This is a genomic window from Marinoscillum sp. (assembly GCF_965229915.1).
GTDB lineage: Bacteria > Bacteroidota > Bacteroidia > Cytophagales > Cyclobacteriaceae > Marinoscillum.
In genome coordinates this window covers 2796274-2810617 of the sequence record NZ_CBDDJZ010000001.1, presented here as the reverse complement: position 1 = coordinate 2810617, position 14344 = coordinate 2796274, and the positions used below count along the sequence as shown (strand labels likewise).

Below are 14344 nucleotides of genomic sequence, written 5' to 3'. Positions count from 1 at the left end.
TCTGAATTAACGCTTAAAAATTTCTATTTCCCTTTCGTACCCATTAGCTTCTTCATCTAGCGGCAGATGAATATAAAGCTCCTTGTCTTCATACTCGGCCATGATGCCGTCAAAGTCTACACGCTTATCCAATGCCAGAGCCGCCAGCATGAAAGGCAACTCTACAGCTGCAGCATTTTCATCAGCCATTACATGAAAAATGAATAGCTGACCATCTCGAACTTCTATCTTCATTCGCTCAGGACTCACGCCAGGAACACGAACCATCACGGTCCATTCATCCTCTCCTTTATCCACGAGCATGCTCGCCTGGGTCATCCCGCCGTTAATGGTATTGACAATTTCAGCCGTTTGAGCCAGGTTTTTGATTAGTATTCTATCTTCTACTCTCATAGCTTTCTCCTTTCGTTGAATTCAGTACTTACAAATGCCGTACCAAATACTTACGATTATATAACCATGTCAGATTGACTATGTTCGCCAACCTCCAGGTCATTTTGTCGTATTTACACTTCAGTAACAATTTCCAACAGTTCATCACTATAGAATAAAAGATCTAACTTGAAATACCTTTTTTTACAGTCTAACCTAAACAATCAACTCTATGGAAACAAAACGTCGAACCCTGCTAGGCATTATTCTGGTTCTGGTTGGTTTGGTCCTACTGCTGGACAACCTTCATTTGATACCAGGATTGCCACATTATGTTTTTCACTGGGCTAATATCTTTTTGGTCATTGCCGTAATCAACCTGTTTTCCGGCAACCGAAAACCAGCTTTCATTTTCCTGGTCATCTGGGCCTTTTTTACACTGGATCGCTACTATTATGTGGACTTTGAAGATTACTGGCCATTGATCATTGTAGCCGTTGGTATATCTTTTATCATTAAAAACAAAGCCAGCGGGGTAAGTGGCACCAGCGAAAATTATTTTGATGATATCAATATTTTCGGTGGCAGTAACAAACGCATTACCAGTCAGAATTTTGAAGGAGGTAAATCCACCAATATTTTTGGTGGCTCCACCATCGACTTACGCGAATCCAAACCTGTGGATGGCGCTACCATCCAGGTTTTCACCATGTTTGGCGGGTGTGACATCATAGCACCACCAGAGTGGGACATGATCATTGATACCACTTCTATATTCGGTGCCTTTGACGACAAACGCGAATCATCCAACGCGAAGACCGATTACAAAATATACGTGAAAGGCTTTGCCCTATTTGGTGGCGGATCCTTAAAAAGTGCTAAATAAATCGGGTGCCTGATCTGTTGATGACAACTAGATCAGGCTACTCTTTTACCTCCACACCTTTCCAAAAAGCCACATATCCTTTGATTTTGTTAGCCAATTCTTTGGTTTCAGGATAGAACCAGGCTGCATCTTTGTTTTGTTGATCGTTTACCTGCACGGTGTAGTAGCTCGCGGTTCCCTTCCAGGGACAAACGGTATGCGTGGTGCTTTCTTTGAAAAACTCCTGATTGATGGAATCTGGTGGAAAATAATGATTTCCCTCTACTACAATCGTATCATCGCTTTCAGCCAGAAGTGTGTCGTTCCAATAGGCTTTCATAAGATTTTTAGTTGTTGCTTTAGGTGAACAACCATAAGCCCCTAATTGATTCAGACTAAAACCAGGAATGTCCTTTTACTGACCTTTGGGATAACTGAAAATGGCATCATTTGCTCCTGTGCCTAGATAAACTTCATCAAAAACGAATTCCCGATTCTCACCCAACCCTTCAAAAATCACTGAAGTCGGGACCAGCATCGGACCGTAAACTTTATACTTATCAATAACTTTTAGGACAGAGACCGTTTCCTTGCCAAACTTACTTTCGATCAACTCATAGTAGAGCCGGTGATTGTCTCGGTCCAGGTAAAAGACTTTCTTATAATTCCCTTCCTCCAATGTAAATGTGTTATACAAAACGCCTTCCATGTCCATGAGCCCCGTAAACTGCAAATGCTCCCGCGGTGCATAAAGTGGGCTTCCAAAGCTGAAAACATTTCGGACCACAAGTTCTTCACTATCATCCATTCGGAGTACTTCATAGCTATCCTTCCAAGGAGCTATGATCCAGGCCACCAGACCATCGTATGCTTCCACATATTTCTGACCTTTATAACTTCCTTCCAGCCGAATCTTATCAGGCTGCTTCATGGTCAGCTTCATGTCATAAGCATGATAATCCTCATCTACCCACTTACCATCCACTGAAGCAGTTCTTACCTGGTTCCACTCCTCCTGACCGTAAGCTTCCAGGTGTTTTTCAAGTATGCCCATTCCAGTCTGTGCCAAAAGGGACACTGGGGACATGATTAGAGTCAGTAAATATATTCTCAACATACTATCAGAATTGCTCTAAATTTAGTGTTAATAATAACGAGACTATGTGGTTAATAGATGTATTACGTAGAATCAAATTAGCTGGGCTTTTGTTCCTGACCATCATCCTTATCGGAACGGTGGGCTTTGCTTACTTCAGCGGCGGAGACTGGATCAATGCCTTTTACATGACTACTTTGACGCTGACCACTATCGGTTTCCACGAAGTAATCGATCTGAGTGGTTCACCCGCTGGTAGGATGTTTACCGTTTTTGTGGCTTTTTCAGGTATTGGTATTTTTACCTATTTCATTTCAAACCTCGCCGCTTTATTCATAGAAGGTGACATTCGAAGGAGTTTTTATAAAAGAAAAATGGAAAAGAAAATTAGCAAAATGGAGGACCACTACATCGTCTGTGGTCTGGGCAGGGTGGGCCGGACTATTGCCGAAGAACTGGCCATCACTCGCAGAGCCGTAGTGCTGGCAGATATCGAACAGGACAACCTCGAAGACCTACCGGAGGAATTGTCAGAACTACCCTGGTTAGTTGGGGACTGTACTGAAGAGGAGTTTTTGAATAGTCTCAGTATTGAAACCGCCAAAGGAATTTTTATTTGTACACGAGAGGACAATACCAACCTGGTCATTTGCCTTACGGCAAGACAGCTGAGTTCTTCCATCAAGATCGTCGTTCGCTCCAAAGATGTCAACCTTACCAACAAACTCAAACGCGCCGGGGCAGACAATATCATTTCACCCAATCACATTGGAGGCATTCGGATGGCTTCTGAGATGATGCACCCGTCGGTCACTTCTTTTCTGGATGACATGACTAGAAATAGCTCCATCAGCACACGTATAGAGGAAGTAAAAGTGGGAGAAAAATACTCTGGAAGAAAAATTGCAGACCTTAACCTGGAAAAATACCAGCACACACTGCTCCTGGCTGTGCGGGAAGATGGTGCATATGATTACATCCCCCAGCAGGATAGAGAATTAAAAAAGGGTAGCCAACTCATATTGATGACTACCCCTGAAAATCGTCAAGCGATCGAAGACCGAATCAGCTAAAGCTGAAGTGGTTCTGGCGATTCAAAAGCCCCTTTCGGCGCTTTTTTCAACACTTGTATATCTGTCAGGTCTCTTTCGCCACGCTCACCCGAAAGCAAAATCTTGCCGTACTCTTTGTAGTCCGTCCATGGTAGGACAAAGTTAGGCTCTGGGTTTTCGGCCTTGCTGTAATACGCCCACTGCTGCACCAGCTTGTTATCATAGTCGATCCAAACTTCATATGCATTGTCCGGCGTGACGCCTACATTGTCAAACGTCATGCGTACCACATCGGCTTTCACGCCAGCCATAGTGGTGTCTTCACCGACATAAAAAAGTGTTACTCCTGAATCTTTCATTTTGAACGGCATCACCAGCCAATACGAATCGTTAATCCAGATACGTTTTCCCTGCTCCAGGTACTTCGTCACAGAATCAGCGTTTTGTAATTCTTCGCCTCCCTGCCATACTTTACCACTCATGTCATCCATATTGAGAGCCATTACCATCTCCTTTCCGGGAATGTCGATTCTTACTCGATTGTTTTCCTTATCCCACAGTAATGTCCTGGCTCCGAAGAAATTCCAGTAAAGCACGTTGGTCTTGTCCCAGGCCTCACGTCCACCCATCGCATGCATCACCTGGTCTGCAAGCACCACAGCAAACGGTGAAGATTCTTCGGCATTGAAGCCTTCGGCAGGAGGATTGTTGTAAACAACCACTTCCGTTTTTACTTTGTCTCCAAAGTCATCTGAAAACTCACTGTTGCTATTACTAGATTTACAAGATGCTAGAGCCAGGAGTGCAATTAGGGTCAGGAGAGGGAGCTTTTTCATTATTTCTTACTTTTAAATTTCTCGAAACGTGAAGGTTCGTCCACTCGAGGGAATGTGTTATCTGAGGTGTTCACATCAGCAGTTTCCTCAAATGGATCGTAGGTTAAGCTAACCACTTTTTTGTCCTTTACGAAAAGTTTGGTCACTTCCTGCTCATTTCTTCTCCAGATTTCTGCCGGTAATTTCTCCATTTCTTTAGAGCCATCTTCGTAGGTCCACTCCAGTATCAACGGCATCACCAACCCTCCTTCATTCTTAAATGTAACCTTATAGAAGTTTTTCCCAGACATGTCTTGTCTCAGAGCAGCCTCGTCCAGCTTATTTTTAAACTCCCGATATGAGGCATCCTCATAACCCATCGGCTTAGGCACATCGTTGATCTGAGAGTTATTGTTTGAAAGGTCCTTACTGTTTTTGATTTTGGTTTCCAGTTGATTGTCTTCATTAGCCATTTTGTACCACTCCACATTGGCCACATTCACATCCACAGCATCAGTGCTGTAGAACCACCCTCTCCAAAACCAGTCCAGATCCACTGCAGAGGCATCTTCCATCGTTCGGAAGAAATCTGCCGGACTAGGATTCTTAAATGCCCATCGCTCCGCATATTTTTTGAACGCATAATCAAAAAGCTCTGGTCCCATCACCACTTCTCTCAGCACATTCAGTGCAGTGGCTGGTTTTGCATAGGCATTGTTTCCAAACTGTAGAAGTTGCTCCGAGTTAGTCATGATCGGTCGGAACAATCCTCTTTCGCCGCTCATGTAAGGAACGATTTTATCTGCCGGACCTCTTCTGCTTGGGAAGTCTTCACCAAAAGACACCTCAAAATCTTTTTCTGTCAGATACTGTACAAAGGTATTTAACCCCTCGTCCATCCAGGTCCACTGACGTTCGTCTGAGTTGATGATCATCGGGAAGAAGTTGTGTCCTACCTCGTGAATGATCACACCGATCATCCCATATTTCGTTCTGTCACTGTAAGTGCCATCATCATCCGGACGACCATAGTTAAAACAGATCATCGGATACTCCATACCAATAGATGCAGTGTGAACAGAAATCGCCTTGCTGTATGGATAGTCAATAGTGTATTTGGAATACGTTTTGAGTGTCTGTGCAACCACCCGAGTGGAGTACTCTTCCCAAAGTGGATTTCCCTCTTTTGGGTAATATGACATGGCCAAAGGTGTTTTGCCGTTGATGTCTACAGCCATGGCATCCCATATGAATTTTCTGGATGCAGCAAAGGCAAAGTCCCGAATGCTGTCAGCCTGAAACACCCAGGTCTTCTTACCGGTGGCCTTAGTTTGCTCATTGGCTCTGGCCTCCTCCTCAGATACGATCATGACCGGATTGTCAAATGTCTTTTTAGCCTTATCAAGACGTGACATTTGCTCCTTCGTCAAAACATCCTTAGGGTTTTGGAGTGTTCCTGTAGAGCCTACAATAAAGTCTTCTGGTACTGTAATGGCCACTTCATAAGAGCCAAAGCTGAGAGCAAACTCACCTGAACCAAGGAACTGTTTATTTTGCCAGCCTTCATTATCTGAGTAGACAGCCATTCTTGGGAAGAACTGTGCAATGGTGTACAGGTAATTGTCCTCCTCCGGGAAGTATTCCAAACCTGAACGACCTCCATCTGCCATTCGGTCGTTGATGAAGAAGTTCCAGGCTATATCGAAAGACACTTTATCACCAGGTTGCAATGCTTTCGGTAAGTCTACACGCATCATGGTCTTGTTGATCGTATACCTCAAGTTAGCCCCAGTGGTAGATTTTACTGACTCGATATTAAAACCGCCATCAAAACCAGGCGTTCCAGCCAAGCTATAGTAGTCCTTTACGTTGAGCGTGTCATCATAGTCACGTGCGCTTGCAAGAGGCGTGTTCGAATCATCCGCGCGCATGTTTTGATCTAGTTGGACCCATAGATAATCCAGCGGATCCGGGGAGTTGTTGTAGTAAGTGATCGTTTCCTGACCAGTAATTCGCTGGTTCGTGTCATCCAACTCAACAGCCATTTTGAAATCAGCTTGCATCTGCCAGTAGTCCTTACCAGGAGCTCCTGATGCCGTACGGTACGTATTTGGCGTAGGAAGCATTGCTCCCAATTGCTCAAACTTTTGCTTCCACTCAGTGTCTGCCTGTGCAGTAGCCTGCCAGCAGATAGCGAGTGCCAGGGTTGTTATTACGGATAGTCGTTTCAACATATGTTCGTTTATTTTAAAAATAATTCGATTCAATAATGAGAACCAGGGCAATCCCAGCCACTGCGGCAGAAATGGTTATCTTCCAATCTCTCTGGCTCACACCAGCAATACCTACCACTAAAAAACCGGCAGCAAGCAGCACCGCCACAATGATGATCTGCCCAACTTCCAAACCAATGTTAAAGGCGAAAAGTTGGGTGACGATAGATTCATCTCGTCCCAGGAGACTTTTAAGATAATTAGAGAACCCCAATCCATGGATTAGGCCAAAAAAGCCAGCAAATGCATAATTGCGAATGCTTACCTTATGCCCGTCTGGTTTAGTAAACAGGTTGGCGAAAGCCGTGATAAAAATGGTGACAGGAATCAAAAACTCCACTAGGTCAGAATCAATACTAATAATGGAAAAGGTAGAAAGGGCTAGTGTGATAGAGTGGCCAAGAGTAAAAGAAGTAACGAGCACAAGCACTCGTTTCCAGTCCTCAGCCTGATACAGGGCACAAAGCGCAATCACAAAAATAATGTGATCATACCCGTTTTTGTCCAAAATGTGTTCTAACCCAAGTTGGTAGAAAGTTTGAAAGTCTGTCATATGCTAGTGCCTAATGGCACAAATAATCCGCAAAGACAATAAACTGTTTTCACACAGGCATCAAACCTGATCACATCAGTCTATTGAAACATTTGATGCGAAAATATTCAAACTGAACAGCATAGCAGAATTCCTAACTTCAAAATTTGATGGACGGTAAACGGTAGATTTAGGTTGTACTGCTACTGCTTAACTCTTCCTGCTTCATTGTGGAATATAAACTACGAAGGTCAGCTCCACAGAAAACAGTGTTGCAAATTTTACCATCATCTGTCACATACGAGCAGAGATAGTCTTCCCCGTCTCGTTTCTGGATTACTTCTCGAACTAACATGACATGTGCAGGGTTCAGAATAGACACAACAGGTGACCCCACAAGGTGCTTGTGAATCGTTTTAGACATAGAGGCTGATGTTTTAGGCTGGTACTAATCTGCTATCAAAATAATGAATTTTGTGTTATTTAGAAACAGATTCATTCACAGATCAGATTGAGTTGGAATTTTGGCTTGAGGCGCTTTCATTCTAGATTGCCAATAATTAAACGTTGAATATGTTTTTGATCCTATTATCCATATTGCTGCACCCTTATCATGTAAGTGTCTGTGAGGTCGTTTACAATGACTCGTCAAAAGCCGTGCAAATCTCCCAACGCATCTTTATTGATGATTTGGAAAATGGAGTATCGCAAGAAAATGGCGATTCGGATTTTGTGATGATGGAAGACTCCCTCCAAACTCATGAGTATCTCCAGAGCTATTTCGAGAAGAACTTCACGATTGCCGTAAATGGAAATAAAACCAACTATGACTATCTGGGAGGTGAAATAGAAGACGATGTAATCTGGTGTTATTTGGAAGTGACGGCAGTTGCTGAGTTAGAATCAATCTCGCTAGTCAATACAATACTGACGGAAGTCTACGATGATCAAAAGAATCTGGTTCACTTCAAAATAGGTGGCGAAAAGAAAAGCTACATTCTGACAGAGACAGATGTGAGGGCTAGTTATCCAGAGTAAACCCAACCTCCTCCAGTACAGCCCATTCCTTACCGGTATGTCGCAGCAGGCAGACGGATTGACAGGTCCATTTTGCGGAATAATCTCGATTTTCGTAAGTAGGCCACGCATTGAGAAAGTTCGGCTTTTTTAGATCTCTAAAAGCAATGGTCATGTGTGGATGAAACGGTAAGTTCTTATAATCTGCATTGTTGACTTTCAAGTCACGACGCATTTGTCGGACCACCTCTTCCTTTAGGATTTCCAATGGTTCCGTTTTCTCGACATTCACGTAAATCACTTTGGGTTCAAAACAGCCAAAACCATCGTGAATTACCTCAAAAGGTTTCTTTCCCTCCACAGCATGTATCAAACTATCGATGATGCGGTCTTCACGGTCCACCCGAAAGGTAAATGGCATATGCAAGGTCACGTGGGCCATAGATTTCAGGGCTGCTTTCGATCCATAAGTGTCTCTGATTTCCTCCTTCATTTTCCAAACCTCTGACTTGATGGGTTCTGGGGGAATCAATGCAACAAAATAGAGACGCTGGGTTTTACTATCCATAACCTGCCATTCACCTGTTCAATTTTCCGAAAATATAAATCTTCAAGTCAAACAAGCAATTACCCACACGGTTTTTAATGAAACTGATCTTTGACTAGTAAATTATCAGTCCGGCCACAGATGGGTTCAGCTGTGGTTTAGTGATCCATATAAATTCAATTAAATGAAACACTTGTACCTCGCATTGATCGCGATCATCGCTATTGCCTGTTCGCCATCTACCACGCCTTCAGCATCTTCTAGTTCCAGTTCATACTCCAGCACTGTGGCCAAGTACAAAAAGTACGAAGGCTTTTTCAATTTTTACTGGGATGAGAAAGGAGGAAAAGTTTTCCTTGAAATCGACAACCTTGGTGAAGACTTCTTGTATGTCAACTCACTGGCTGCTGGAGTTGGGTCCAATGATATCGGTTTGGACAGAGGCCAGTTGGGCGATACTCGCGTAGTTCGGTTTGAGCGTAGCGGCCCGAAAGTTTTTCTGGTTCAGCCAAATCAGGACTACCGCGCACTAAGTGACAATCAAAACGAGGTGCTTTCTGTAGAGGAAGCATTTGCGAAAAGTATTATCCAGGGTTTCAAAGTTGAAAAAGAAGAAAACGGACGCATCCTGATTGATATAACGGATATGTTACTTTCAGATGCTCACGGTGTTGCCCAGAGTATCAAGCGATCGGGTCAGGGCAGTTATTCACTGGATGCCTCTCGTTCGGCGGTTTATCTACCAAGAACTAAGAATTTTATAGACAATAGCGAATTTGAAGCCACCATCACCTTTAAAGGAACTCCATCTGGATATTACTTGAGATCGGTGACTCCAAGCGCAGAAGCGGTGACCGTCCGCATGCACCATTCTTTTGTGCGGCTTCCCGATGACGGTTACAAAAAACGAAAGTTTGATCCTCGTGCTGGATATTACAACATTTCCTATCAGGATTACGCCACGCCAATCGAAGAGTCATTGGTCAAACGATTTATTGTTCGTCACCGACTAGAGAAGAAAAACCCGGATGCTGAGATTAGTGAGCCAGTAGAGCCCATCATCTATTACGTGGATAAGGGTGCCCCTGAGCCAGTTCGTTCGGCACTCATTGAAGGAGCCAGCTGGTGGAATCAGGCATTCGAAAAAGCTGGATATAAAAACGCCTTTCAGGTAAAAGTGCTTCCTGATTCTGCAGATCCTCTAGATATTCATTACAACGTGATCCAGTGGGTACACCGATCTACACGGGGTTGGTCGTACGGAGCATCGGTAGTGGATCCACGTACGGGAGAAATTCTTAAAGGCCATGTGTCTTTGGGCTCTTTGCGCATTCGTCAGGATTTTCTAATCGCGACTGGACTACTACAGCCATATGAAGAAGGGAAAGAACCTTCCGGTGAAATGTTGGAGATGGCTCTGGCCAGATTGCGTCAGCTTTCGGCGCACGAAGTGGGTCATACTTTGGGTCTTTACCACAATTTTGCGGCAAGCGTCAACGATCGTGCCTCCGTGATGGATTATCCGCATCCTTACATCCAGTTGGATGAAAAAGGTAAAATTGACCTGTCAGAAGCTTACGATGTGAACATTGGAGAGTGGGACCAATTCGCTATTCGCTATGGATACACGGATTTCCAGGATAACGAAGAACAGCAGCTTGAAGGTATTATCAATGAATGGATTGCCGCAGGCTATCAATACATCAACGACAGTGACGCCCGACCCAGAAGTGGTGCACACGCGCAAGCTCATTTGTGGGATAATGGTACCAATGCCGGATTGGAGCTTGACCGGTTGGCAACTATTCGCTCGATTGTGCTCAACAAGTTTTCAGAAAATGCCATTCAAACAGGTGAGCCGATTTCTTCCATAGAAGAAGTACTGGTACCAATGTATTTCATTCATCGCTACCAGATAGAAGGTGCCAGCAAAATGGTGGGGGGTTTAAACTATAGCTATAAAGTAAAAGGAGATGATTTACCGCTTCCATCACCCGTGAGCGCTGACGAACAAAATCAAGCATTGAAAGCTCTGGTGAATACACTATCACCTGAGTTTCTGAGTATCCCCAACAATCTACTCAACTTGCTGAGCCCGAAAGTACCAGGCTACGGTCGAACCAGGGAAAGCTTCAAATCCAATACCGGTGTTACCTTCGACCCGATTGCCGCAGCGGAAACTTCAGCTGAAATGACCCTTTCCTTCCTTTTCACACCAGAGCGAATAGAGCGCATGATTCAGCAAAACCTTCGGTATGATGCTTTGCCGGGTTGGGATGCCCTAATGGTGAGTCTGTACAAGCACACCTGGAATGGCAAGTACACCTCTGGTTTAAATAAGGAAATCAAAATGGTAGTCGAAAAGCGTTTAATCTATCATTTGATGAATTTGGCTGCCGATAAAGGTGCTACAGAAATGACCAAAGCTGTCGCATCACAAGAGTTGGCCAACATCGTCGGACAAATTAAGGGAATGCGAACGAATGACTTACTGGTCAAAGCACACAACAATCACGTGTTGAGTTTGTATGATCAGTTCAAAGAAGAGCCTGGTGACTTTACTATTCCAAACCCTTTGTCTCCGCCAGACGGTAGCCCGATCGGTATGGATTGTGCGAATTAAAGAGAACGTTTCGTCACCTTCTCTTTAGGGATAAGGGGTAAAAAGGTGACCAATCATCTTGATTGAATCATAAACATAAGCCCATAGATACGACATCAAATGAAGCAGATCAAATTTTCCGTTTTCACGGTTTTCCTCCTCCTTTTTCATACTGGCTTTTGCCAGTTCGATTTTAAATTTCGAAACGTTGGGCCTCTTCGTGGTGGTCGGGTAACTGCTGTAGCTGGTACTCGAGTAGAGCCTGGCACTTTTTACCTCGGTGCCACGGGTGGTGGTGTTTGGAAGACAACAGACTATGGAACCACCTGGAACAATGTCTCTGATGGATATTTCGAAACACCTTCCATCGGAGCAATAGCAGTAGATCAGCAAGATCCTAACATTGTGTACGTGGCTACTGGCTCGGATGGTTTAAGGAGTAATGTAATTGCCGGAAAGGGAGTGTACAAATCAATAAATGGAGGTGAAACCTGGGAACACATTGGTTTGCGAAATGCAGGACAAATTGGTGCGATTATTATTCATCCGGATAATCACAATGTCGTTTACGTAGCAGCAGTTGGCTCTGCATTCAATGCGAATCCTGAACGTGGGATTTTCAAAACCACCGATGGCGGAAGAAACTGGAACAAAGTGCTATTCATCTCTGACCAGGTAGGCTTTGCGGATGTGGAATTTTTACCGGGCAATCCCAGCACGCTTTATGCTGCGGCCTGGAAAGGAGAAAGAAAACCCTGGACCATTATCAGCGGTGGTGATGCCGCAACCGAAGGCGGTATTTACAAATCTGTGGATGATGGGAAAACGTGGGATAAACTCACCGCAGGCCTTCCGGCAGATGTGATTGGTAAAATAGATGTCGCGGTAACTCCAGCCGATTCTAAAATCGTGTATGCTTTGGTAGAAGCACCTGAAAAAGAAGGTGGTTTGTACAAGTCTGTAGATCAGGGAAAAACGTTCAAACAAATCTCAGACTTTGGTGGGATCCGTACAAGGCCCTTCTATTACACCAACTTGAGGGTTGATCCTAAGAACCCAGAGGTACTTTATGCATTGGCTACCGGAAACTACAAATCCACTAATGGAGGCAAAGACTGGGATTACCTTCGCCCTCCTCACGGAGACAATCATGACATGTGGATCAATCCTGATAACCCAAAACTATTCATCCAATCTAACGATGGAGGTGCCAATGTGACTTTCAATGGTGGCGAAAGCTGGTCTACACAGTTCAATCAGCCAACCTCAGAAATCTACCAGGTAGAAGTAGACAACCAGTATCCCTACTGGCTGTATGGCGGTCAGCAAGACAACTATTCCACTATTGCCGTACCGAGCAATGAACCTTACAGCATTCAGGCTGACCAAATTGGGTACATTATCAATACCGGAGGTTGTGAAACCGGACCAGCTGTTCCCAATCCAGTAAATCCCAATATTGTTTATGCCAACTGCAAAGGTCGCTTTGGGGTGTTTAACAAATTGACGGGTGAAGAAAAAGCTTATTATGTTGGTGCTTCGTACATGTATGGGCACAATCCGAAGGATTTGGAATACCGTTTTCAGCGTGTATCGCCCATTCATGTTTCGCCACATGATCCGACAATCATTTATCACACTTCACAATACGTGCATAGAACAACAAACGAAGGAGTTTCTTGGGAAACGATCAGCCCAGATTTAACGGCATTCGAAGCAGATAAACAAGTAATCTCCGGATCGCCGATCACCAGAGACATTACCGGTGAAGAATACTACAGTACCATTTATGCCATTCGTGAATCACCTGTAAAAGCTGGTGTCATCTGGACTGGAGCCAACGACGGGCCGATTTATGTTACTCAAGACAATGGAGCTAATTGGTCCAATGTCACCCCGTCGAAAATTCCAAAAGGTGGTCGTGTAGATGCAGTGGAACCATCACCACATAATCCAGCTAAAGCTTATGCCACCATCCTCCGGTATCAAGTCGGTGACTGGAAACCATACATTGTGAAAACGACCAATTATGGTAAAAGCTGGGAGCTGATTACCAATGGTATTCCTGATGATTATCCTGTTCGAGTTGTTCGGGAAGATCCAGAGCGAGAAGGTTTGCTTTTCGCTGGAACAGAGTATGGTCTTTTTGTATCATATGATGATGGGGCGAACTGGGAATCTTTTCAAAACAACCTTCCGGTAGTTCCGATCACCGATATCAAACTGCACCGAAATGACCTGGTTATGTCAACAATGGGTCGCGGGTTCTGGATTCTCGATAACGCCTCTGTGCTCCAGCAATATGACAAATCGAATAAACTAAGTATTTACAGTCCTGATAAAACAATCCGTTACCGAATGCGCAGTTATGGAGATGCTGTTCCGGATTTTGAAACGGGAAGTGTACTGATTGATTATTTTTTGCCGGAAGAAACAAAACAAATCAAACTGGAAATAGTAGATGCTGCTGGAACAGCAATCAATACCTATTACCGCGACACCACAAGTATCGATTTTGAAGAAAGTGTCCAGCGAAAAATGGAAACTAACGAGTTCATCTTTCTTGTCGATAAAAGTTTATCTGGCAAGAAAGGTCATAATCGCTACGCGTGGGACATGCAGCATTTTGGTCCTTGGAGTGATAATGAGCGGAGAAGGTGGAGCTCCGGACCGATGGTAGCCCCAGGTGAATACACCGCACGAATAACTGCCGGTGAAAACACCGTGGAAACGACTTTTGAGCTTGTGCTGGATCCAAGAGCTGAACAAACGGGAATCAATCAACAAATGATCGAAGATCAGATCTTGTTTGCAAAGCAAGTAGGAAGACTATTGGGAGATGCACGCCAACTGGAAGCAACGTTGGAGCAAAAAGTAAAAGACAAAACAGCAGATGTACAAGAAGCAAAGTCCACATTGGCGGAGTTACAAGCCAAAGACATCACTTATCCCATGCCGAAATTGATTGACCAGATAAATTACCTGTATCGCATGACTATAAGTACTGATCAGAAGATGGGAAAAGATGCTATAGAGCGCTACGAAAAACTCAAAAAGGAATTTGAAAATTTGATGAAGTAGCAGAAAGCCGGCGTTTGCCGGCTTTTTGGTTATCATACGGAGTTGATTCGAGTCGGTAATTTTTTTATCTTCATAAACCAAACCTAAGAATC

Annotated in this window: 13 protein-coding genes; 5 read left to right on the top strand and 8 right to left on the bottom strand. The window is 44.0% G+C overall.

All coding sequences use genetic code 11. The features are described from left to right. Positions 1-6: 6 nt before the first annotated feature. On the bottom strand, positions 7-393 hold the full coding sequence (locus tag ACO067_RS12025) for an Hsp20/alpha crystallin family protein (RefSeq protein ID WP_421874411.1): 387 nt from the start codon (positions 391-393) through the stop codon (positions 7-9). 211 nt (positions 394-604) lie between these two features. On the opposite strand from ACO067_RS12025, the gene ACO067_RS12020 reads away from it, so the two are divergent. Next, the gene (locus ACO067_RS12020) at positions 605-1258 is read left to right on the top strand and encodes a LiaF transmembrane domain-containing protein (RefSeq protein ID WP_421874409.1); all 654 of its coding nucleotides are present in this window, start codon (positions 605-607) and stop codon (positions 1256-1258) included. Between the two features lie 37 nt (positions 1259-1295). Here ACO067_RS12020 and ACO067_RS12015 read toward each other — a convergent pair whose 3' ends face one another. Both ACO067_RS12015 and ACO067_RS12010 read right to left on the bottom strand, forming a co-directional pair. Next, positions 1296-1577, bottom strand: coding sequence for a DUF427 domain-containing protein (locus ACO067_RS12015; protein WP_421874407.1), 282 nt, complete (start codon positions 1575-1577; stop codon positions 1296-1298). A gap of 75 nt (positions 1578-1652) precedes the next feature. Further along, entirely contained in the window at positions 1653-2324 is a 672-nt protein-coding gene (locus ACO067_RS12010; protein WP_421874405.1) for a hypothetical protein, read from the bottom strand. Between the two features lie 74 nt (positions 2325-2398). Here ACO067_RS12010 and ACO067_RS12005 point away from each other — a divergent pair, with 74 nt between their 5' ends. Then, complete coding sequence (locus tag ACO067_RS12005) at positions 2399-3406, top strand: potassium channel family protein (protein ID WP_421874403.1); 1008 nt, start codon at positions 2399-2401, stop codon at positions 3404-3406. Here the strand turns inward: ACO067_RS12005 and ACO067_RS12000 are convergent. From ACO067_RS12000 to ACO067_RS11985, 4 genes are all read right to left on the bottom strand, one after another. After that, positions 3403-4221, bottom strand: a complete 819-nt coding sequence (locus tag ACO067_RS12000) for a hypothetical protein (RefSeq protein ID WP_421874401.1) — start codon at positions 4219-4221, stop codon at positions 3403-3405. The genes ACO067_RS12005 and ACO067_RS12000 overlap by 4 nt on opposite strands. Continuing rightward, entirely contained in the window at positions 4221-6434 is a 2214-nt protein-coding gene (locus ACO067_RS11995) for a M1 family metallopeptidase (RefSeq protein WP_421874399.1), read from the bottom strand. The genes ACO067_RS12000 and ACO067_RS11995 overlap by 1 nt, the downstream gene beginning before the upstream one ends. 13 nt (positions 6435-6447) lie before the next feature. Further along, the gene (locus tag ACO067_RS11990; protein WP_421874397.1) at positions 6448-7026 is read right to left on the bottom strand and encodes a HupE/UreJ family protein; all 579 of its coding nucleotides are present in this window, start codon (positions 7024-7026) and stop codon (positions 6448-6450) included. A 169-nt stretch (positions 7027-7195) separates the two neighbouring features. Next, the gene (locus tag ACO067_RS11985) at positions 7196-7429 is read right to left on the bottom strand and encodes a hypothetical protein (protein WP_421874395.1); all 234 of its coding nucleotides are present in this window, start codon (positions 7427-7429) and stop codon (positions 7196-7198) included. A gap of 149 nt (positions 7430-7578) precedes the next feature. Between ACO067_RS11985 and ACO067_RS11980 the strand changes: the two genes are divergently transcribed. After that, entirely contained in the window at positions 7579-8043 is a 465-nt protein-coding gene (locus tag ACO067_RS11980) for a DUF6702 family protein (RefSeq protein ID WP_421874393.1), read from the top strand. On the opposite strand, the gene ACO067_RS11975 is transcribed toward ACO067_RS11980, so the two are convergent. Continuing rightward, positions 8027-8590, bottom strand: a complete 564-nt coding sequence (locus tag ACO067_RS11975; protein ID WP_421874391.1) for a 2'-5' RNA ligase family protein — start codon at positions 8588-8590, stop codon at positions 8027-8029. The genes ACO067_RS11980 and ACO067_RS11975 overlap by 17 nt on opposite strands. A gap of 163 nt (positions 8591-8753) precedes the next feature. On the opposite strand from ACO067_RS11975, the gene ACO067_RS11970 reads away from it, so the two are divergent. Together ACO067_RS11970 and ACO067_RS11965 are read left to right on the top strand one after the other, a co-directional pair. Continuing rightward, complete coding sequence (locus tag ACO067_RS11970) at positions 8754-11192, top strand: zinc-dependent metalloprotease (protein WP_421874389.1); 2439 nt, start codon at positions 8754-8756, stop codon at positions 11190-11192. A gap of 99 nt (positions 11193-11291) precedes the next feature. Beyond that, positions 11292-14252: a VPS10 domain-containing protein gene (locus ACO067_RS11965; RefSeq protein WP_421874387.1), complete on the top strand. Its 2961-nt coding sequence runs from the start codon at positions 11292-11294 to the stop codon at positions 14250-14252. Positions 14253-14344 lie beyond the last annotated feature (92 nt).

Coding starts and splice junctions, on each gene's coding strand:
- ACO067_RS11985 (WP_421874395.1), bottom strand. CDS start 7,429: ATGTCTAAAACGATTCACAAGCACCTTGTGGGGTCACCTGTTGTGTCT.
- ACO067_RS12005 (WP_421874403.1), top strand. CDS start 2,399: ATGTGGTTAATAGATGTATTACGTAGAATCAAATTAGCTGGGCTTTTG.
- ACO067_RS11970 (WP_421874389.1), top strand. CDS start 8,754: ATGAAACACTTGTACCTCGCATTGATCGCGATCATCGCTATTGCCTGT.
- ACO067_RS12000 (WP_421874401.1), bottom strand. CDS start 4,221: ATGAAAAAGCTCCCTCTCCTGACCCTAATTGCACTCCTGGCTCTAGCA.
- ACO067_RS11990 (WP_421874397.1), bottom strand. CDS start 7,026: ATGACAGACTTTCAAACTTTCTACCAACTTGGGTTAGAACACATTTTG.
- ACO067_RS11975 (WP_421874391.1), bottom strand. CDS start 8,590: ATGGATAGTAAAACCCAGCGTCTCTATTTTGTTGCATTGATTCCCCCA.
- ACO067_RS12010 (WP_421874405.1), bottom strand. CDS start 2,324: ATGTCCCCAGTGTCCCTTTTGGCACAGACTGGAATGGGCATACTTGAA.
- ACO067_RS12025 (WP_421874411.1), bottom strand. CDS start 393: ATGAGAGTAGAAGATAGAATACTAATCAAAAACCTGGCTCAAACGGCT.
- ACO067_RS12015 (WP_421874407.1), bottom strand. CDS start 1,577: ATGAAAGCCTATTGGAACGACACACTTCTGGCTGAAAGCGATGATACG.
- ACO067_RS12020 (WP_421874409.1), top strand. CDS start 605: ATGGAAACAAAACGTCGAACCCTGCTAGGCATTATTCTGGTTCTGGTT.
- ACO067_RS11980 (WP_421874393.1), top strand. CDS start 7,579: ATGTTTTTGATCCTATTATCCATATTGCTGCACCCTTATCATGTAAGT.
- ACO067_RS11965 (WP_421874387.1), top strand. CDS start 11,292: ATGAAGCAGATCAAATTTTCCGTTTTCACGGTTTTCCTCCTCCTTTTT.
- ACO067_RS11995 (WP_421874399.1), bottom strand. CDS start 6,434: ATGTTGAAACGACTATCCGTAATAACAACCCTGGCACTCGCTATCTGC.